Origin of the sequence: Fictibacillus sp. 18YEL24 (assembly GCF_015903855.1) — a bacterium.
Classification (GTDB): domain Bacteria; phylum Bacillota; class Bacilli; order Bacillales; family Fictibacillaceae; genus Fictibacillus; species Fictibacillus phosphorivorans_C.
Map to the genome: position 1 here is coordinate 371813 of NZ_JACZDT010000003.1, position 20571 is coordinate 392383.

Genomic DNA, 20571 nt, shown 5'->3' on the forward strand with positions numbered 1-20571 from the left:
GTCGATTTTGAGGGTTTCCGTTCGTTGTATACTTAAAAGAAAAAATAGTTTTTGCATACAAGGAGGAAACAGCTATGCTATTCATGCTGATTGTTAAAGCTTCAAAAAATTCAGAAGGTGGTAACCGCCCAAATGAAGAGCTTAATGAAGCGATGCGAAAGTACAATGAAGAATTATTTAAAGCTGGTGTTCGGGTTCTTGCTAAAGGATTACACCCAAGTAGAAATGGTATGAGAATCTCTTTTCTGCATCCAGGAGAAAAACCAGTGGTTACGGACGGGCCATTCACGGAAACAAAGGAATTGATTGCTGGGTTTATTCTGATTGATGTGAACTCTAGGGAAGAAGCCGTTGAATGGGCGATGAAGATGCCTGATCCACAAGGAAACGGTGAAGGTCAGATTGAATTAAGGCAAGTATTTGAGTAATTATTGTTCCTACCTTTGAAAATGATCGATTGCAAAAGAACCTCACTTACATAAGAGGTTCTTTTTTATTAATAAAAATCATTGATTTAGTTTGTTTTAGAAGGTAATATAATTAAAAATACTACGAAATGAAGGTTTTTAGTTATGGATGCATTTGATAGAAAATTGATATATCTTCTTCAGAAAAACGGGAGAATGAAATGGGCAGACTTAGCCGCTCAGGTAGGTCTATCCGCCCCAGCTACCGCTGAACGCGTAAACCGCTTGATGGAAAATGGTGTGATCAAAGAATTTGCTGCAAGAATTGATGCTGAGAAAGTGGGAAGTGAACTAACAGCTTATGTTGCCGTTTCACTAGAGCGTCCAGAGCATCGCGCTCCATTTTTAGCACGTATTGAAGAGTTAATAGAAGTGATGGAATGTCATCATATTGCGGGAGAAGATGATTATTTATTAAAAATTCGATCACGAAATACGAAGGATTTAGATCGAATCATCAGCTATGAAGTAAAAGGACTAACAGGGGTTGTTCGTACTAAAACAACAATTGTGATGGATACGATAAAAGAATCGATTGAAGTTCCTTTGCAACCGCATGTCTTTTCAGGTGAATAAAAGGTGCTTTACGAACTTTATTTAAAAGGCTTAATCATGGGAATTTCAATAGCGGCTCCAGTTGGACCAATCGGTGTATTATGCATGCAGCGCACATTAGCGCAAGGTCGTGTGGTGGGAATCGTTTCGGGATTGGGTGCAGCGTGTGCAGATTTAATTTACGGTTTGATTGCTGGACTTGGTCTTACGATGGTTTCTCAATTCATATTGAGCCAACAATCCTGGATTCAACTTATTGGAGGAGTGTTCCTATTCTATTTAGGTCTGAAGATTTTAAGTGCTAAAGCAACACCTATTAATGGGACACCTCAAAAGAGTAATCTTTCCTCCGCCTTTTTTACAACCTTTCTACAAACATTAACGAACCCTATGACCATATTATCTTTTGCAGCAATATTCGCTGGGTTAGGTATCGTTAACACTCACACAAGTTCTATTTCTTCCATCACTTTGATAGTTGGAATTTTTTGCGGATCGGCTGCTTGGTGGATCTTTTTAACAACTACAGTGAGTATGATGAGTAGAAGAATGAATCAGCAGCACATGGTTATGATTAATGTTATCTCAGGAATTATCATATGTTTGTTCGGTATGTTTTCACTTATACGTTTAATGATTGGATAGTGAGTTTTTAATGTTATTACTAAAGAGTATCATTCTAGGTTTTTCTATATCCGCTCCAGTTGGGCCGATCGGTCTGCTTTGTATACAAAGAACACTCTCACAAGGGAAGTCGGCGGGATTTTTAACTGGATTTGGAGCAGTTACAGCTAACATTGTTTATGCAAGCATTGCAGTACTAGGCTTTTCAGCTGTGTCATCATTATTGATACAATACGAAATGTTACTTAAAATATTCGGTACCATCTTTTTACTCTACCTAGGGGTGAAAACATTCTTAAAGAAAGTACCAAATCAAGCCGCTCAGTTAGCAGGGGAAAGCAAGTTGATGATGTTTTTCTCGACGTTCTTCTTAATGATTACAAACCCTGTTACAATTTTGAATTTTACAGCAATGTTTGCAGGTCTCGGGTTTGGTGAGAGTGAGATGACATTACAAATTGCATTGCTCTTAATAAGCGGTGTGTTTATCGGTGCTACCTGTTGGTGGATGTTCTTAAGCATGGTGGTAAGCCTGTTAACAAAAAGTATTCAGCCGCACTTAGGTACCATCAACAAAGGAGCAGGTTTATTAATCATAGGCTTAGCTTTAGCAATATTCTAGCGTAACGGCAAAAAAATAAATATTCCGAAAATTATATTTACTTTTATATCCATTTGTTTTACAATACAAGAGGTAAGGAAAAAATTTCAAGATAAGGAGGCGTTGGACATGATTAAATTTTTCGACACTACAAAAACAACATTATATTGTCCAATACACAACCTTCTTAATGAGAACTCAATCTGTTAATGAAACGTGAATCAGAGCCTCAGGATGTGTATACATCCTGGGGCCTTTTTATGTATTTTTGTACGAAAAGTCACCCTTCTATTTCTGGGTGGCTTTTTATTTTGAAGAAGCTATATAGAAGATGATTCAAAAAACTTGGAAACGAAACAACGGTACGATAATTAAAAAGCGGAGGTTAGAAAAATGGAAGTATTGAACACGCAGATCACTGATCAGATCACGATAGTAGAATATGATCCGAGCTATGCAGCAGCAGTCGCTGAAATGTGGAATAAAAGCCAAGATGGCTGGGGTGGCGGAAACTCAATCATGACTGAAGAACAAGTATTAAAGAAAGAATCGAACTCATCAAACCTCCATTTATATCTTGCTCTCGATGGAGATAAAGTCGTAGGCTATTGCAGTTTAGGAGAATATCGAGAAGATGAGGGAGCGCTCTACATCCCGTTATTGAATGTAAGAGGAGATTATCATGGTAAGAAGATCGGTAAGAAGCTTGTACTAAAAGCGGCGGTATCGCAGGCCTCCTGCAAGGCATGAGTCTTCATTCCTTGCTAAAAGAAGAAAGCACTGTTGAATTTGTAGAAAAGGAAGACAACAAAGGGAACATGTGGGAAGGGCTAAAGATAACTACTATTTACAAGAAACATGAGATGTTTAAAGGCGTTCACATTTATAAATATTTCTTTATGCTGCCAGGAGTTCCAGTACTCTGTCATACAACGGAAATCGTCCAGAACATGGAGAGCTATTTGGATGGTAAGAACTTTTACACAGGATGTTTCCTAAATCCAGGACCAGAGCCTGCTAGGAGCTGGGGAAGCTTTCAGTCTGAAAATGGAGAGTGGACAATGGTTTCTGGTGCGAAAGGTGAGCAGGAAATGACAGTAGAGCGGAGCGTGATTTACGGATCTGATGATCATGAGAACCTGCTTCAAATTGTAGCCGACCAAAACGCTACACAAGTTGATTCTTACATCAATTTAGAAGTCATTGAACTGGGGTACTCAGAAAAGGTGAGCCTTGAGCACGGTGCTAAGCAATTCACTTCACCGGTGTTTTATGTATTTAATGATAGAGTTATTCCAGATACAGCATTAGAAGATCTGAAGAAAATTAAATTTAACTAGAAAGGGCGAACTCATGAAAATTATCGATGCACACATGCATTTTTCAAACATTGAAAGCTTTAAACATACGGCAACGAATCTATCTAAAATTGACTATTCGTATGAAGGAATCATCAAAGAGTATCGAGAATCTGGCGTAGTGCTTGGCATCGCGATGGGGTTAACAGAAAAAGAGGTAGAGGGTTTTCCAGACCCTCTAGCCCCAACTCCGATGGGGATCGATCTGGATAAGCAAATCCCTGAGAACGTCGTGTATTGTGCAGGCATCAATCCGTATCACTTAGGTGAGAGTGAATTGATACAGCTTGAAGAAACGGTGCAGCGGCCTGAAGTTGTTGGTATTAAGATCTACCTCGGTTATTATCCGTACTATGCGTATGATGAGGTGTATCAGCCAGTCTATAAGCTAGCGGCTAAATACAGTTTGCCAGTCGTATTTCACACAGGTGATACCTATTCAGAGCGAGGTTTGTTGAAGTACTCTCATCCCCTTACGCTAGATGAAGTAGCGGTTATGCACCGTGATGTAAACTTCATGATGGCGCATTTCGGTGATCCATGGACGTTAGACGGAGCAGAAGTTGTTTACAAGAATCGTAATATGTATGCCGATCTGTCAGGACTAGTTGTTGGTACAAGAGAAGATATTACAAGATACAAAGATTCACCACGATTCTTCAATCACTTGCGCCATGCCTTAACGTTCACGGATAACTATGAAAAGTTTTTGTTCGGAACAGACTGGCCACTTGTGCCAGTGCAGCCATACATGGACTTTATAAAAGAGATTATTCCTGAAGAATATCATGAAGATGTTTTTTACAACACGGCGGTAAAGATATTCCCGAAGATTAAGGCGTTCTTAAAATAATATACAGTTGTGAGAGGGGTGATGCCAATGGTAAGAATCTGCGGTTTTTATAGTGAACAATTTAATAGATTACAAGCCGAAAGAAGGGATCACCACTATGATATCCGGAAAAAAAGTAGAGTTACGACCCGTTTCACTTGAAGACCATAAGCGAACCTACCATTGGCGAAATGATAAAGAAACCGCTACATTTGATGCAGGTTCTGGTTATTATCGATATAGTCATGTGCCACTGGAACAGATCGAGGCAAGCTACGAAAAGGATATTCGTACCATTGATAAACGTGAAGTAGGAGAGTTCTCGATCTATACAAGAGGGGAAGACGCGCGTCATATTGGTTCGATCGGATACCGCAGCCTAGATATTATCGCGCGGCGATGTGTGGTAGGAATCGGGATTGGTGAGAAGGAACTTTGGGGTAAAGGATATGGAACAGATGCGTTAAGAGCCTTACTTCATTATCTATTTCATACGATGAATTTAAAACGTGTTCAACTGGATACATGGAGTGGTAACGCACGCGCGATACGCGCCTATGAGAAGTGTGGTTTTGTGATTGAAGGTCGTCTCAGAAATGATGCTTATATTGATGGCAAATACTATGACACGATTGTTATGGGGGTTTTGAGGGAGGAGTTTTATAATAAAGAAAGTTGAATTAAATGGCCTTTTAATATTGAATTAATTAGGAGTATTCATGACAGAGTTAATTAGAATAGGAATATTAACAATACTAGGTTCACAAGCATCATACTTTATTTTGCTTATTCTTTTATATGGTACGATGATGCATTGGTATGAATGGAGTACTTTCCCTAGTCCAACTAATCTATTTGAGAAAACAGTCAACATTTTAACAGCACTTGTGTTCGGCTTAGCTTATTGGGCGGGTCTAAAAGTAAAAAAGCAAAAGTGGTATATCAGACCGATGCATCTAATAGGTTATTTAATTGTTTATACAATCCTTGCAATGATTGCCTTTAAACTGATAAATTCTGTTCTCATTTACCTCGAGAGAAATGTTTTTCTGTAATGACCGAACTGATAAGAATTGGTTTGATGGCTATACTAGGAACGCAAGGAGCTTACTTTTTAGCCATATTTTTAGCGGGAAACACGATGATCGATTGGTACGAATGGGGCACGTTTAGGAACGCGGATACCTTTTTTACTAAAACAGTCAATGTGCTCTCGGCTCTTTTCATGGGCATCGCTTATTGGTCTGGGAAAAGAGTTGATCATTATAATTGGTTTGTAAAAAGAATTTACCTATTAGGATATGCGTTTCTTTATACAATTGCTGGAATTCTCTTTTATGAATTATGTGACTATTTTTTAAGGTTCATTGAGAACCATTAAGAATGTGTTTTATGGTAACCTCCAATCAACAAGATTGGAGGTTATTGTTTGTTATAAAAAGGTTTTGACAACTTCCACAAAACTGATTATACTAATAAAAATTTAACAATTTATGGCTATGAAGAGAAAAGTAGTTAAGTAACATTATTTCCAGAGAGCTCTTGAGTGGTGGGAAAGAGCAATAATACCTTAACGAAAAAAAGACTCTGAGCTTTGTACGGATGCAAAGATATCTTTGCTGATACTACAACGGGATCTCCCGTTATAGAGATAGGGTATACGCAAGTGATTCTTTTTCATTGCCGTACCTGAAGAGGTTGATATGGTGACATATGAACAAACTGAGGTGGTACCGCGAACGCTAATAAGCTCTCGTCCTCAAGATGAATAATCTTGGGGGTGAGGGCTTTTTTGTTTTTCATTCATAAATAATGAGGAGTGATTTAAACATGCATTGGGCATTTCGAATAGCAGAAGAATTATTAAGAAAGCACCCAGAGCGTGAGACGTATGTTTGTGCGTCAGGCATCAGTCCATCAGGCTCGGTTCATATCGGAAATTTTCGAGAAGTGGTTACCACATACTTCGTTGTAAGAGCATTGCAACAGCTTGGGAAGAAAACGCGTTTTATCTTTTCATGGGATGATTTTGATCGTTTTCGTAAGGTCCCTAAAAATGTGGATCCTACTTTTGAGCAATATATTGGAATGCCATACTCAGAGATTCCATGTCCGTTTGGGTGCCACAGTTCTTACGCTGAGCACTTTGAAAAAGAGTTTGAACAGTCATTGAGAGAGTTTGGATTCGTTCCTGATTTCATCTATCAAAGCAAGGAGTATCAGTCAGGAAGGTATCAATCTCAAATTGTTCATGCTCTTCAAAATCGCAAACAGATTTATGATATCTTAATGAATTTCAAAACTAGTGAACACAGTATGGAAGAGCGAGAGCGATTTTATCCAGTTAATGTGTATTGTGAAGTTTGCAGGAAAGATACAGTACACATTCACAAATTTCAAGATGAAAGATTAAGCTACACTTGTTCATGTGGTCATTCAAACTCTATCGAGGTAGCACTAGCGTCAAACATTAAATTGAATTGGAAAGTGGATTGGCCGATGAGGTGGAAGGCTGAAGAAGTGGTGTTTGAACCAGGTGGAAGAGACCATTCTTCTGCGACGGGAAGCTTTAATGTTTCCAAGGAAATCGCATCTCACATCTTTAACTTTCAAGCACCAGAGTATGAACCGTATGATTTTATCAGTATTAAAGGCTCTGGTGAAAAAATGTCGAGTTCTTCAGGAAACAATATTACACCCGGAGAGTTGTTGAAGATCTATACACCAGAAGTTATCCTTTTCATGTTTGCAAAATATCTGCCGAATGCTCCTTTTCATATTGGGTTCGATGATGACGTTATTAGGAACTACACAGAGTATGAAAGGTTTAGCCATGCAGAGCAAGGTCATTTGAAAGAAGAGATTTCAGCAGCTTTGGAACTTTCTTCAGTAACATCTGGTATAAGGCGTGTACCTAAATTCAGCCATGTGGCGAGTATATTGCCGCTTGTGAATTTTGAGGTCTCACTCGTTCGAGAAGTATTGGAGAGAACAGGGGAGGCGTATACGCTGAAAGAGGTAGCTGGAGTGTGCGAGAGAGCTGAATATTGGTTGAAAAATTGGTGTTCAGAGAAAGTGCTTAAGGTTAATGAAGAAAAAAATCGAGAACATTTCGGGATACTTCAGGATCTGGAGAAAAAATGGATTGAGGGTTTTGTGCAGTTATTAAGGTCTGAGGCCAATCTTCAGGGTGATGAAGAGCTGATGAGAAGCGTTTACGATATATGTCATGTAGATGATCCCAAACTAAAGAAAAGTAACCAAAAAAGATTATTTAGCATCATATATCAACTGATTTTAAACAGCAACAGCGGACCCCGAATTCCATTATTGATCCATTCTGTTGGTACAGAGCGGTTGATAAGGTTGCTGACATTCTGATACGAAGGTTACTGTCGGGTTTTCATGAAATACTGTCCACTTTATAAAAAATACTGTCCAGTTTTTAAGGTTTACTGTCTACTTTTGAACATTTACTGTCCACTTTCACAATAATACTGTCCATTCGACAAATCCACTTACCGATGAAACACAAAAAGGTGACGCCACCAAAGCGTCACCTCACCTTATCATCATTTCTTCAATTCCTGACCCATACCCTTCAAAAAGTGAAGACCAAATCCGATCGCTCGATTAATGTCAGGGTCCTTCAGAGACTTTACAAGATCGAACGCGCCGACCTTCTTATCGCTCTCCACAAACTCTTCCCCTTGCTTCAAGCCAGAAACAACACTATCGAGCAACTTAGCCGTAACCTCTGGATCCATCTTGGTCAGAACACCTGCTGCACCCATCAAGTTGTTGATCATGTTCGTAACAGGTTCCCGCGTTGCTTGACCGAGTGCGATGCTTGCGATTTTATCTTTTGCGACAAGCATGGAGTTTGCAGCTTCCAATGCGCCGATTTTGTCTAGCTCCCCAATAAAATCAAGTGCCTTAGTAAGTGCAGCATCTTTTTCAGCTAATGCTTTTTGAAGTTCAGTGAGCTTCTCTTGCTGAATCTGCACTTCGGTTTTTATGTTCTTTTTGATAACCGTAGTTGGCTGTGCCATATTAATTCCGCCTCCTTACACTTCGTCCGTCAAGTGAACATAGCCCGGACGGTTCCATTTACGCTGAACTTCAACACCGTTTTGCGGATAGCGTTTTTTATTTCTTGGATTGTTGCCCGGAAGCTTCACTTCACCTTCACGGCTGATGATCTCCATTCGTACTTTCGTCTGTTTATAAGCTGGTGTATGTGTACGATGATCAACAGCTGGACCGGTTAAAAAGTTGATCGCCGTCTCGTTGTTCACGGAGTTCATCGGAAGATAAAGCTCATTGTTTTTCACACGGTCTGTAACGAGTGCATTCAACTTCACGGCTCCAAACGGCGAGATCAACCGTACAACAGATCCATCGATCACACCACGTTCTTCTGCAAGACTAGGTGATACTTCAACGAAAACATCTGGAACTTTATGCTGAATGCCTTTTGATTTATTCGTCAGATTGCCTTCATGGAAATGTTCGAGCATGCGCCCGTTGTTGATATGAAGATCGAACTCTTCCGGAAACTCAGCTGGATGCATCCAGTCTGATAAGGCAAAGCGTGCTTTTTTATCAGGAAAATTAAAGCCATCTGTGTAAAGAAGTGGTGTACTCTTCCCGCTAAAGTCACCCCAAAGGAAACTGCCCCATCCTTCTAGCACATCATAGTTTGCTTCTCCAAACAGGGGAGCAAGTCCCGCCATCTCTTCAAAAATTTCACTCGGATGACTGTAGTTCCAATCAGCACCCATTCGAATGGCGATGGCTTGGATGATCTCCCAGTCCGGTCGCGAGCCTCCTGTTGTTGGCAATGCTTGATACAAACGCTGCACACGGCGTTCGGTATTCGTAAAGGTTCCTTCTTTTTCTAGAGAAGGAGCTGCAGGTAGAACGACATCTGCGTATTGTGCGGTTTTCGTTAAGAAAATATCTTGAACAACAAAAAATTCTAGCTGACTGAGCATCTCATGAACGTGGTTGGAGTTTGAATCAACGAGCGCCATGTCTTCACCGACTAGATACATGGATTTGATCTCACCCGTTCCGATGCCTTCAACCATCTGGATGTTGTCTTTACCAGGTTTGCTATCAATCGTAACACCGTATGCTTTTTCAAACTTCGCTCGGGCGAGGTCATCTGTAATATGCTGATACCCTGGAAGCCAAGCTGGTAACGTACCCATATCGCAAGCACCTTGAACGTTGTTATGGCCACGAAGCGGGTAAGCACCAGCACCAGGACGACGATAATTGCCGGTTGCCAACAGCAAGTTTGAGATCGCAGCAGAAGTGTCACTTCCACCTGTGTTTTGAGTTACACCCATTCCCCAAAGAATGCATGTGCCGTCAGCGTCACGAATCATTTTCGCCACATCAATGATTGTTTCTTGTGTAAGACCCGTAATTTCTTCTGCATATTCAAGCGTATACTTTTCAAGTACTTCTTTAAAGTCTTCAAAATAATGCACGTTCTCATCAATAAATGTCTGATCGTGCCAGCCTTGATCGATCATGTACTTCGTGACGGCCATGAGCCAAACTTGGTCTGTGCCTTGCTTCGGACTCATGAAAATATCTGAGCGTTCAGCGAGTTCATGTTTACGAAGGTCTGCTACGATTAATTTTTGTCCGTGCAGTTTATGCGCACGCTTTACACGTGTGGCAAGAACGGGATGTCCTTCTGTCGGATTCGCACCAACTACAATGACAAGGCCAGCTTTCGCAATATCTTGAATCGTACCTGCGTCACCACCCATACCGACTGTACGGAACAATCCGTCGGTTGCAGGGGACTGACAATAACGAGAGCAGTTGTCAACGTTGTTCGTTCCGATGATCTGACGCGCGAACTTTTGCATCAAGTAGTTCTCTTCATTCGTAATTTTGGATGACGAAACAAAGCCAAGTGCGTTGCTGCCGTGTTTTTCTTTTATCGCGCTCATCTTATCAGCAATCAGTTTAAGTGCTTCGTCCCAAGTGGATTCTACAAAAACGCCGTCTTTACGAATGAGTGGTGTAGTAAGGCGTTCTTCGCTATTTACAAAATCCCAGCCGAACTTTCCTTTGACACATGTGGAGATCGCGTTCACAGGACCTTCACTCGGTTCTACTTTTAAAATCTTTCTGCCTTTCGTCCAAACTTCGAACGAACAGCCAACACCACAGAACGTGCAAACCGTTTTTGTCTTTTTCGTACGTGTTTCACGCATAGCGGCTTCCACTTCAGAAATGGCAAAAATACCACTATAGCCAGGCTCAACTTCTTTTACAAGTTCGACCATCGGCTCAAGTAAATCTTCTTTCAATCCTGTCATGAAGCCCGCTTCACCAAGCATTGATTTTTCCATGAGAGCGTTACACGGACAGACGGTAACACATTGTCCACAGCTGACACATGAGGAATCGTCGATACTTGATCCGGCATCCCAAATCACGCGTGGACGTTCTCGTTCCCAGTCGATCGAAAGCGTCTCGTTCACCTGCAGGTTTTGACACACCTCTACACACTGACCACATGTGATGCACTGGTTGGCATCATAACGGTAAAACGGGTGAGACATATCAAGATCCACCATTTCTTCTTTTGGCGAATATGGAACAGATTGGTGTTCGATCTCCATCAGTTCAGCGGTGTTATGCAGCTTACAGTTGCCGTTGTTGTTATCACAAACCGTACAATAGAGAAGATGGTTTTCGAGTAAGCGATCCATCGCCTCGTTCTGCGCATCCTTTGCTCGTTTAGAAGAGCGCTCGATCGTCATACCGTCGAGTGCCATCGTTGAGCATGAACGCATCAGCTTGCCATCAACCTCCACAATACAAGTATCACACGTTTCGATCGGATCAACTTGTGGGGTATAACAAATTTGAGGGTGAGATAGTTCATTTTTATTTATAATATCGAGGATGGATGTGCCTGAAGGGGCTTCGTATTTATTTCCGTCAATTGAGAGTTGAATCAACTTATCCATTTGTATTCTTCCTTTCTTTTGATACTTAAGCATCGTAAACTTACTGATCGTACAAAAAAATCCACCACGAAAGCACAAATTCTATAGACGTACAGAAAATGTGAGTTCATGGTGGAATAGTGTAATAGCAGGTCATACCATTAGGCCAATCCAGCATTGGATCTCTTTTATTTGGAATAAAAGAGGGAGCATTATGTAATTTAGAGATGGAAGAAAAAACAGTGTGAACGATTTTCTCTACCAACTTTTCTCCTTTATTATAGCGTTTACATGATCAAGAAACAACAAGACTTGTATTCTAGCTTTTCATTTTTATCACGTGCGAAAAGTAAGTACATCATGTATGATTAGTAAAAAATGGAGAAATAGTGGTGATGTTCGAATGACGAAGAAAGTACATGACTTTAATGATATTATTCGTAAACTCCGTAAAAACTTATTAGGAAAAGGACCTGAGAAAATTCATACGGTCTTTGTGGAAAACATGGCGATCTCAACTATGTACGGAAATTTAACACCAACTGAAAAATTCATTGCTCGAACGGCTGAAGGCAAGGAGATGGTGCATGCTGCAAGGACTCGCCTGATTCAGGACGTTTACGCAACAGCTCCACCCGATGGATTAGAAGATGTGACCGGTGCAAAATTCGTTCATCTGTTCTCAGATTTCAAAGTGGATGAAGACATGGCGGTGTCTGTATTTGTTTTTGATAAACCGATCGCGTAGCGAAGGGGTGATTGTCTTATGAAACCGATTGTGACTAAGCGCAGCATTCTGCAGATTAAGAACGGACATGCAGTGAACATAGAAGACACTATCGTAACCGAGCTTCCTGTAACGATCAAGATCAATGGGGAAGAATTTGTTACGATGGTATGCAGCCCTGAGTACATTGAAGATATGGTCGTAGGCTATCTCGCCTCTGAAGGAATTATCAGAAACTATAAAGATATTAAAGACCTATGGGTGCAGGAAGACGGTGGCTTTGTACACGTGACGACAGATCGCTTGAACCCTGTGTATCAAAATTTGCAGAATAAAAGATACATAACTTCATGCTGTGGCATGAGCAGGCAAGGCTTTGTTTTTGCTAATGACGCACGAACAGCGAAAACTATGAATGAAGTCAGGGTGAAAATTAAGCCTGAAGACTGTTTTCGATTGATGCGAGAGATGCAGAAGGGGGCAGGGGTTTTCCAAGAAACAGGCGGTGTGCATAACGCAGCACTGTGTGATGTGAACGGAATTGTGCTGAGCCGAATGGACATCGGACGTCACAATGCACTGGATAAAATCTACGGATACTGCTTGAAGAATGATATTTTCATAGGAAATAAGATTCTTGTGTTCAGTGGTAGGATTTCTTCTGAGATCTTGTTAAAAGTGGCCAAAATCGGCTGTGAGATCGTCCTCTCAAAATCAGCACCAACAGAATTTGCTCTGCAATCAGCCGAAGAACTCGGAATCACGACGGTTGGTTTTGTAAGAGGAGATTCTATGAATGTGTATACACGCCCTGAGCGGATTGTTGTGAAAAATTAAGTAAAAGCAGTTCCGCCAATTACAGCGGAACTGCTTTCTGTGTTTTACCAACCACGTTCTATCCAATCGTTTTGAACAACGGCTAATCGTTTTTTCTTTCCTCGCTGATCACTTCCGTATACATCATCTACATACCATCCTCTGCCGTTAACAGAAGCATCAGTTTCATAGAGGAAACGAACAAACTTTGTTCCTTCAGGGAGCTTTACCTTTTCACGATCCCATGTTTCTTTTTTTCCGGTATATGTGTTCGGTAGTGTTGTCCACGTTTTATTATCACTTGAAACTTGAACCGAACCTTTGTCACTTCCATCTTCAATACTGAACCAATTGTTATAATGAAGAGTATCCTGATTTTTACCGACTTCGAATGTTAATCCTTTTTTCAGGTTATCGCCATATCCTGAAAACCAACCTTTATCTCTGTGATGAAAAGGAACTGAAATTGCATCGGCTGTTAGTTGTGCGACCTTACGTCGTATCGGATTCATTGAGACCGTCGCTCGTGAAGGATGGACACGATTCGTTAAGGTAAGTACAATCGTTTTATTCTTTGGCGAGACAACCATAGATGTACCGGTATATCCAGTGTGTCCGAGTGTTTCTTCATTACTGAGGGAGTCCATATACCAACCTTGATTTAATTCCCAGCCTAGTCCGTGAGAGTTGGTTGGAAACTGAGGAAGCTGATTTTCTGTTAATAAGCTAACCGTTTCTGGCTTTAGAATCTGTGTTTTACCATACTTTCCGTCCAGTAAAATCATGTGTCCAAAGATGGCGAGGTCTTTAGCGGTTGAAAAGACACCGGCATGTCCTGCTACGCCATCTAAACTCCATGCGTTCTCATCATGCACACTGCCCCAAACCATGCCGCGTCCGATTGCTGGCTGATATTCTGTTGCTGCGATGCGGTTACGAAGATCTGGAGAAGGGTTGTACATCGTATCTTTCATTCCGAGAGGTTCAGTGATGTTCTTTTTTACATAGTCATCAAGACGTTGACCTGACAATCTTTCAACTAAAACACCTAGTGTAATTAGATTTAGGTCACTGTATGTATACGTTGTACCAGGCTTATTTTTTAACCCGTAATTTAAAGCAATCTGCAACCGTTCCTCGCGATTTGCTCCCATGCTGTATAGAGGAATCCATGCTGTAAAACCGGAAGTATGTGTCATAATCTGCCGGATGGTTACGCTCTCTTTTCCGTTTTCGTTAAACTCTGGAATATATTTTCCGACAGGATCATCTAGATTGAATTTTCCTTGTTCATAAAGCTTCATTGCAGCTGTTGTTGTGAAGAGCTTGGAGATTGAGGCGATATCAAAAATCGTGTCTTTTTTCATCTCAACAGGCTGATCCATTTCTGTGAACTGATCGTCAATGTAGCGAGCGGAATAGCCATAGGCATCATGTTTTGCGATGCTTCCACTTCTAGCGATGAGAACGACACCGCCTGGCATGGTTCGTTTCTCAATCTCACTTTCAATAAACGGACCGATTTGCTCTAGTGGTTCTCTCTTTAGTGAGGCACTTTCAGGTGTTCCAGGATGTAGAACAGGTGATGCTTTAGAGGGCTGGTTCCAGTCACCGTGATGTGTTCGATTATTATGATTGGAGGAACCTTCTGCAAAAATAGCAGGAGTGAAACTGGATAACAACATGGCTGTACTTAGCATGGTACATAATAAAACACGTTTTCCTCTCATGAGTCATTCTCCTTATTCTGAATATTCTTACACTTACTTACAGTAGCAAGCCCTCGTTGAGGTGTCTATCACTCGGAAGTCCCACAGCATTTTGTACTAGTTAAATTGTAGAGAAATTGTAGGGGGTCTGACCCGGGTCAGACCCCCTACAATTTAAAGGAACTTTTCATCTTTTCTCGAATAGATACAGAGGAGAAATAAGAGAGGAGATTACAATTGTGTTGTTACAGCTAGCACCTGCTTTTATCACATTTTTGTTAACTGTAATATTTGCCCCTCTGCTGATACTAACATTTAAAAAACTAAAGCTCACACAGCCCATTCGAGTGGAACTTCCTCAAGATCATCAGGAAAAAAAGGGGACACCCTTAATGTTAGGAAGTGTATTTTTTGTAGGGATTTTCGTCGCGCTTTATTATTACACGACAAGTCCCATCATGCTCTTTCTAATAGCAACGTTTATACTGTTTAGTTTTATTGGTTTTCTAGATGATTTTTGGAAAGCTTCAAAACAAGATCCTGGCGGGGTATCAGGAAAAACAAAACTGAAATTTCAGTTCGCGTTCACTATTGTTCTCTTATATGTCGGCATCGATCTTTTCAATATTGATACAAGCATACGGGTGACGGAATCATTTAACATTGTTCTTCCTTACATCATTTACCTCATCCTGATCACACTGTTTATTGTCGGAACGGCCAATGCTATTAATTTTACCGATGGAATGGACGGACTTCTAGGTATGGTTGCGATTCCTACATACTTCTTTTTCTTTGTAATCAGTGAGTATACGGAAGTGAAAGTCTTTTGCTTAGTCATGATCGCTACAATTCTAGGATTCTTAATCTATAATCTGTATCCTGCAAAAGCGTTCATGGGTGATACGGGATCCCTCGCTATTGGAGGAACCTTATCGTTCCTTGCCATCATTGAGAACGTGGAGATCTTAATTCCAATTCTGTTTATTATCTATCTTGCAGAACAGCTTTCAGTCATCATTCAAGTCGCTTATTTTAAACGAACAAAAAAGAAGCTGTTCCGATTCACTCCAATTCATTATCACTACGGAATTAAATATGGTTGGTCAGAAAATATGATCGTAACCGTGTTTGCGATGGTTTCGTGGGCGGCGTGTGGTATTTGTTTGGTGTATTACGAGATATTTATGTAGCGAATTAGATTTGCTCGCTTATATTAATAATAATTTCTATTAATATTACTTATTACTTTATGGCTTCATTCTGAACCATAAGGTTTACAAAATGATTGTTACAAATAATTAATATATTATTTATAGCATTGTTAATATGTTTCTTCTTGGGGCATTGTGCTGCTACAAGACAAATATGAAATATATGAATTAATTATGGTACGAAATAACCCCCATCATAAAAAATATGAAGGGGGATTCAACTGTAATCCGATTACAAGTTAGATTTTAGTTAAAATAAAATATCTATCAATTAAAAAGGTGAATCTATATTGATTTTACCATCTTATAAGAGCAAGAACATCCCTTCCAATTCTCAGGAATCTCTACAATGCTGACTTCGTACTTAGAAATATTAACAAATAATACCTTGTTAATTAGAAATGGTTCAATTTGTCCAGTCAAAAATTTAATTATTTCTGCAGTAGCTATACTGCCAATCATTTCACCAATGTAAGGAACTGTACTAATAATAAAATCGTTCATATTTTTATGAGTACCAGTAAATCTATTGTCATCTTGTAGGTAATTATTAATACATTCAATAGTATGAGATTTTCCTGGCAGATATAGAGGTAGTACTTTACCATTGTGTCCATTATAAGCTGCTGCAAAACAAACTGATTTTTGGTGTTGTTCTGCATAATTGTTTACAATTTTATCAAGGTTAGGGCCATCACCACTTGAAATAATTAAATCCACGTCATTTATAATAGTTAAATCAGAAATGTTTTCAACATATAAGTCATAAGTCTTAACATATGCATTTAAAATTCTATCAGATATAAATTGTTTTAAAACACTAGTTTTTTTATTACCAATATCTTGAAGAGAAAATAATGGTTGTCTCGTTAAATTTGTTTCTTCTACGACATCACTATCAATTAATACATAATTTTGAACCCCCATTGATGTAAGCTTTGCAATTATGCTTGCACCGATTGTACCGCATCCTATTACTGCTATTTTTTTTGTCATAAGACGTCTTTGTATTTCATTTCTGTCTGTGCCCCCAGATTCAAGTTCTGCCCATAAAGGAATAATTCTAGAATATAAGGCTAAAGCAGGGTCAGTAATAACCTCACCAAGTACTTCTATGTAATTCTCGTTGAATAAGAAACTTATTATTTCCTTAATTTCATCTTTGGAATTGGGATTATTGCGGCTAACTTTTGACATGATATCCTCGTAAGAGGAATTTCCAATCATTTCTATGACTTCAATACCTATATCTGTCAAATCGAATATTTGACCTACATTTCCATCTATCAATGGGCGGTTTATTAATACTTCACGAGTTTCTTTGTTAAGAGTAACTCTTGTGTAAGGTTTAAATCTGATAACCAAAATTTCTCACTCCTTTGCACTAATGCTGAAATGTAATAAAATACCAATAATATAAGTTTACATGTTTATAATAATGATTTTCAATGTAAAACTTATACCTATTCACAAAAATGGTTATATTTTCCTAAAATTCTATTTTATAGGAAAATATAACCATTTTACGAAAAGCCCATTGTAAATATATGTATAAAATTGTAATATTTACATAACGGAATTGAATATAGTATTTTATTTATTCCGAAGTTATTAACTGAAAGGAGGTTCGTTATAATGACAAAAAAACGCGAAGAGAGACTTGCATGGTGTATTCCTTGCTGTGAGTGGAAATCTTAAGGATTTACTAAATTTTAAATAGGAAATAAATTTGGATTATTTTCAAATGATACTTAAATTCGAAAAAAGCTTATAGACAGATACATTGTCTATAAGTTTTTTGGTAGGATGTTAAGTTTGCTCGATGAAATACAAAAATCTATTTATTAAACTTCACTAAATGTGAATATTGAATTATTAATTTACTGAAGTGGATAAACAATATAAGATTAAAGAGAATTAGATAATTTCTTTACAGGTACACAGGAATAACTGAAATCAAAAAGTAAACCTAGGTAGCCCCCTCTCAAATTAGCTTGAGAGGGGGCTACCTAGGTTGTGAGCAGAATGTCTATAGCTATTAAGGAAAATATTTTACAGTTAACTCGAAACAAAATGCAAGTTTGTTTTGAAAGGTGTTCAATTTACCAAATCTCCTCAGCCCATTCTGGGTGATCGATGAATGGATTGCGGTTATGCTGGAATTGTTCATAAATGATGTTGTTTCGGTTCCGTTCCCAGTTATCGACCGGATCCTCTAAGTGCCACTGAAGCAACACAGACATTTTACCGTGATAAGGAGCCGTTCCGTTATTGACGTTGTTGTTCAATTCAAGTTGTGGTTCACCGCTGTCACCTTCATAACGAACAGCCATGTAAAACAGCATGCGGGCAACATCGCCTTTTACTGCATCGCGCGGTTCCCATGAGTCGCTGTCATAATAGTTTCCAAGTGCTTCAGAATGCTGTGTGCCACCGTTATCAAAATCAAGGTTTCCACGAGAGCTGTTTACACTCACATCTGTTGGGCGCAAGTGGTGGATATCCGTTCCTGGACCCATCGCTGTTCCGAAATCACCGTGTGATTTTGCCCAAACGTGCTCACGGTTCCAATCGTTTACATTCCCACCGTTCGTTGATTTGCTCTGTGAACGGCCCGTGTATAGAAGGATAACATTGTTGCTGTTGTTTGGATCTTGATCGGTTACTTTAAGTGCGTTCCATACGGCATCATAAGAGAGCTCAGTATGATCATCAATAATATTGTGAAGAGCTGTTTTTAATGCTGCTCCCGTTTTTCCTTGAGCAGGATCATAATACGATTCATCAAATGTTGGTGGGTCAGTAGGATCTGTCGGCGGATCTGTTGGTGTTGTACCAGATGCTTTTTCCATAGCTGTTGGATCTTTTAAGCCGGCATGTGAGAAGTAAGCTGCTAGACTTCCCGTTACTTTAATGGATTGACCTTTTAAAGTAGGGTTTGTTTTTAGACCAAACTGTGATCGGTAAGAAGTTGGAATCTGAACATACACCATGTTAGCTGTGTTTGTTTCAGTAGGACTGTCTGCTAGAGCGAGTGCATAATCGTTTGGATAATTGCTTGTTACCACGGTAGTTGTTGCGGTAGGTTGTCCTACTACATAACCTTGAACAGTCTTTGCAGAATTGTTCTGATTCGAGATACTTTGAGAAACTGAATAAGGACTAGTCCACGATCCATCGCCAGCTGCCTGAAGAGCTGGTATAAATGCTAACGTGCTTACTACTAAAGCAATTACAACTGAGAAAAGTGAAAGAAACTTTTTGTTTTCATGCCTTTTCATCATCAACGCCTCCATCCATTTAGTTTTTACCCCTTGTAGCTTGAATTTCTAGTTGTTTCACATATTTCAAAATGTTGGTGAAACAGGTTTTATTCTACAATACTTTTATTAATTTCATTTTACAGATTTGTAAAACGAGAAAACTAGCTACAAAGGGAGGAACTAAATAGACGTAGAAAAACAGTTAAATGGACCTAAAAATTAGTGCGATGTTCATTTTCACTTACTTTCTTACTGTGTAGCACCGTAATGAAACCGTCTAATATCTCATGACTGATTGCGAAACCTTTACGTTGATAAAAGGAAAGTGCGCCATCATTCCCATTGGATACAAAGATAAAATAATCATCCACTTCATCAAAAGAAGTGAGCCAGTTCATAGACATATTAAATAGTTTAGAACCAATCCCATATTGTCTGTACTCATCCTTAATGTAAAACTGAGAAAGGCATCCGACTGCTTTTCTCTGAACAGAATTCATATCAAAGAAGGTAGCGAAATCATTGCGGTACACTTCTTTAGGAGAGATGTTTGCATACACGTATCCCACGAGTTTATTTCTATCTTTAACTACAACGATATAGTTATGCATGGCTTTATGTACAGATGGAACCAAGCGTGTTTCAAAGTTCATAGTGTCAAATAATTCAGGGCTTATGGTGGCTTTTGCTTTTTGATACGTCATAAGTTCATTGCAGAGATTCCGGCAAACCTCCATTTTATAATCAGGAACAATCTCGTAGTGTAACTCCATTTTAATCACTCCCAAACGTAGTACTTACGCTATAATTTTATTACAGAGAAAGACGAAAACAAGTATGCAGTAATTTCTTACTAAGTCAGTAAAAACTGATTAAAGGAGCCTTAACATGAGTGATGAAGGTTATAAGAGAAAAGAGGATTGCCCGTTAACATTTGCTCTAACACTAATCGGGAGTAAATGGAGACTTCCGATCATATGGGCATTGTGGAAGAATAAGACGATACGGTATAACGAACTGAAGCGTCAGGTGGATGGAATCACAAACATGGTTTTATCTCAGTCTTTAAAAGAGATGGAAAAACAAGGACTGGTGGTGCGAACGCAATTCATGGAGATACCTCCTAGGGTGGAATATTCATTAACGGAGGCAGGAGAGGCTTTAATCCCATCGTTAAAATCCTTGGCAGAATGGGGAAAAGAGATGCAGGTAAAGGTGAAAGACCATGTCTGAATGCCCGTTATGTAAGGGAGATAATTTCTGTGCAATTTCAAACGGAAAGAACCCAGAATCATGTTGGTGTATGAAAGTTCAGATTCCAGCTCAACTTCTTGAATGTGCAGCTTCCGATCGTGAAACGTGTATTTGCCAAACGTGTGTGGATGAATGGAATAAAAAAGGGTGCTGATTATTAAAGAATTA

At 39.4% G+C, this 20571-nt stretch carries 21 protein-coding genes, 1 pseudogene and 1 other annotated feature; of the genes and pseudogenes, 16 read left to right on the plus strand and 6 right to left on the minus strand.

The window, feature by feature from the left end; genetic code table 11:
* Window positions 1-74: 74 nt before the first annotated feature.
* The 11 genes and pseudogenes from HU823_RS12215 to lysS all read left to right on the plus strand — a co-directional run bounded on the left by HU823_RS12215 (window position 75) and on the right by lysS (window position 7818).
* On the plus strand, window positions 75-428 hold the full coding sequence (locus tag HU823_RS12215; RefSeq protein ID WP_197222224.1) for a YciI family protein: 354 nt from the start codon (window positions 75-77) through the stop codon (window positions 426-428).
* Between the two features lie 144 nt (window positions 429-572).
* Window positions 573-1043, plus strand: a complete 471-nt coding sequence (locus HU823_RS12220) for an Lrp/AsnC family transcriptional regulator (RefSeq protein ID WP_144702083.1) — start codon at window positions 573-575, stop codon at window positions 1041-1043.
* A 3-nt stretch (window positions 1044-1046) separates the two neighbouring features.
* Window positions 1047-1667 carry a LysE family translocator gene (locus tag HU823_RS12225; RefSeq protein WP_370630069.1) on the plus strand — a complete coding sequence of 207 codons (621 nt, stop codon included), beginning with the start codon at window positions 1047-1049 and terminating at the stop codon, window positions 1665-1667.
* Between the two features lie 10 nt (window positions 1668-1677).
* Window positions 1678-2268, plus strand: coding sequence for a LysE family translocator (locus tag HU823_RS12230; protein ID WP_197222225.1), 591 nt, complete (start codon window positions 1678-1680; stop codon window positions 2266-2268).
* Between the two features lie 372 nt (window positions 2269-2640).
* Window positions 2641-2967: pseudogene (locus HU823_RS12235) on the plus strand (GNAT family N-acetyltransferase); the annotation flags it as partial.
* Window positions 2968-3008: 41 nt separating this feature from the next.
* A complete protein-coding gene (locus HU823_RS12240) occupies window positions 3009-3587 on the plus strand; it encodes a hypothetical protein (protein ID WP_197222227.1) in 579 nt (192 codons plus the stop codon).
* Between the two features lie 13 nt (window positions 3588-3600).
* Window positions 3601-4458 (plus strand): amidohydrolase family protein, encoded by an 858-nt coding sequence (locus HU823_RS12245; RefSeq protein WP_197222228.1) that lies wholly within the window; start codon window positions 3601-3603, stop codon window positions 4456-4458.
* Window positions 4459-4510: 52 nt separating this feature from the next.
* Window positions 4511-5116, plus strand: a complete 606-nt coding sequence (locus HU823_RS12250; protein WP_370630070.1) for a GNAT family N-acetyltransferase — start codon at window positions 4511-4513, stop codon at window positions 5114-5116.
* Window positions 5117-5156: 40 nt separating this feature from the next.
* On the plus strand, window positions 5157-5492 hold the full coding sequence (locus HU823_RS12255) for a hypothetical protein (RefSeq protein ID WP_197222229.1): 336 nt from the start codon (window positions 5157-5159) through the stop codon (window positions 5490-5492).
* A complete protein-coding gene (locus HU823_RS12260; protein ID WP_197222230.1) occupies window positions 5492-5818 on the plus strand; it encodes a hypothetical protein in 327 nt (108 codons plus the stop codon). Before HU823_RS12255 ends, HU823_RS12260 begins: the two co-directional genes overlap by 1 nt.
* A gap of 109 nt (window positions 5819-5927) precedes the next feature.
* Window positions 5928-6201 (plus strand) — a binding site (T-box leader).
* A 66-nt stretch (window positions 6202-6267) separates the two neighbouring features.
* Window positions 6268-7818, plus strand: a complete 1551-nt coding sequence (gene lysS / locus HU823_RS12265; RefSeq protein ID WP_197222231.1) for a lysine--tRNA ligase — start codon at window positions 6268-6270, stop codon at window positions 7816-7818.
* A 191-nt stretch (window positions 7819-8009) separates the two neighbouring features.
* On the opposite strand, the gene HU823_RS12270 is transcribed toward lysS, so the two are convergent.
* Window positions 8010-8489 (minus strand): DUF1641 domain-containing protein, encoded by a 480-nt coding sequence (locus tag HU823_RS12270; RefSeq protein WP_197222232.1) that lies wholly within the window; start codon window positions 8487-8489, stop codon window positions 8010-8012.
* Window positions 8490-8504: 15 nt separating this feature from the next.
* Window positions 8505-11441, minus strand: a complete 2937-nt coding sequence (gene fdhF, locus HU823_RS12275) for a formate dehydrogenase subunit alpha (RefSeq protein WP_197222233.1) — start codon at window positions 11439-11441, stop codon at window positions 8505-8507.
* Between the two features lie 382 nt (window positions 11442-11823).
* Here fdhF and HU823_RS12280 point away from each other — a divergent pair, with 382 nt between their 5' ends.
* Together HU823_RS12280 and fdhD are read left to right on the plus strand one after the other, a co-directional pair.
* Window positions 11824-12168 (plus strand): DUF2294 domain-containing protein, encoded by a 345-nt coding sequence (locus HU823_RS12280; RefSeq protein WP_137790251.1) that lies wholly within the window; start codon window positions 11824-11826, stop codon window positions 12166-12168.
* Between the two features lie 18 nt (window positions 12169-12186).
* The gene (gene fdhD, locus HU823_RS12285) at window positions 12187-12984 is read left to right on the plus strand and encodes a formate dehydrogenase accessory sulfurtransferase FdhD (protein WP_197222234.1); all 798 of its coding nucleotides are present in this window, start codon (window positions 12187-12189) and stop codon (window positions 12982-12984) included.
* 44 nt (window positions 12985-13028) lie between these two features.
* On the opposite strand, the gene HU823_RS12290 is transcribed toward fdhD, so the two are convergent.
* Window positions 13029-14693, minus strand: coding sequence for a serine hydrolase domain-containing protein (locus HU823_RS12290; protein ID WP_231607424.1), 1665 nt, complete (start codon window positions 14691-14693; stop codon window positions 13029-13031).
* A 218-nt stretch (window positions 14694-14911) separates the two neighbouring features.
* Between HU823_RS12290 and mraY the strand changes: the two genes are divergently transcribed.
* Window positions 14912-15865, plus strand: a complete 954-nt coding sequence (gene mraY, locus HU823_RS12295; RefSeq protein WP_197222235.1) for a phospho-N-acetylmuramoyl-pentapeptide-transferase — start codon at window positions 14912-14914, stop codon at window positions 15863-15865.
* A 306-nt stretch (window positions 15866-16171) separates the two neighbouring features.
* Here mraY and HU823_RS12300 read toward each other — a convergent pair whose 3' ends face one another.
* The 3 genes from HU823_RS12300 to HU823_RS12310 form a co-directional block, all read right to left on the minus strand.
* Window positions 16172-17251 carry a ThiF family adenylyltransferase gene (locus HU823_RS12300; RefSeq protein ID WP_197222236.1) on the minus strand — a complete coding sequence of 360 codons (1080 nt, stop codon included), beginning with the start codon at window positions 17249-17251 and terminating at the stop codon, window positions 16172-16174.
* Window positions 17252-17988: 737 nt separating this feature from the next.
* Window positions 17989-19167: an endonuclease gene (locus HU823_RS12305; protein ID WP_144703688.1), complete on the minus strand. Its 1179-nt coding sequence runs from the start codon at window positions 19165-19167 to the stop codon at window positions 17989-17991.
* A 194-nt stretch (window positions 19168-19361) separates the two neighbouring features.
* The gene (locus tag HU823_RS12310) at window positions 19362-19922 is read right to left on the minus strand and encodes a GNAT family N-acetyltransferase (protein ID WP_197222237.1); all 561 of its coding nucleotides are present in this window, start codon (window positions 19920-19922) and stop codon (window positions 19362-19364) included.
* Window positions 19923-20037: 115 nt separating this feature from the next.
* On the opposite strand from HU823_RS12310, the gene HU823_RS12315 reads away from it, so the two are divergent.
* Window positions 20038-20382 (plus strand): winged helix-turn-helix transcriptional regulator, encoded by a 345-nt coding sequence (locus HU823_RS12315; RefSeq protein ID WP_197222238.1) that lies wholly within the window; start codon window positions 20038-20040, stop codon window positions 20380-20382.
* Window positions 20375-20557 carry a cysteine-rich CWC family protein gene (locus tag HU823_RS22295; RefSeq protein WP_197222239.1) on the plus strand — a complete coding sequence of 61 codons (183 nt, stop codon included), beginning with the start codon at window positions 20375-20377 and terminating at the stop codon, window positions 20555-20557. Before HU823_RS12315 ends, HU823_RS22295 begins: the two co-directional genes overlap by 8 nt.
* Window positions 20558-20571 lie beyond the last annotated feature (14 nt).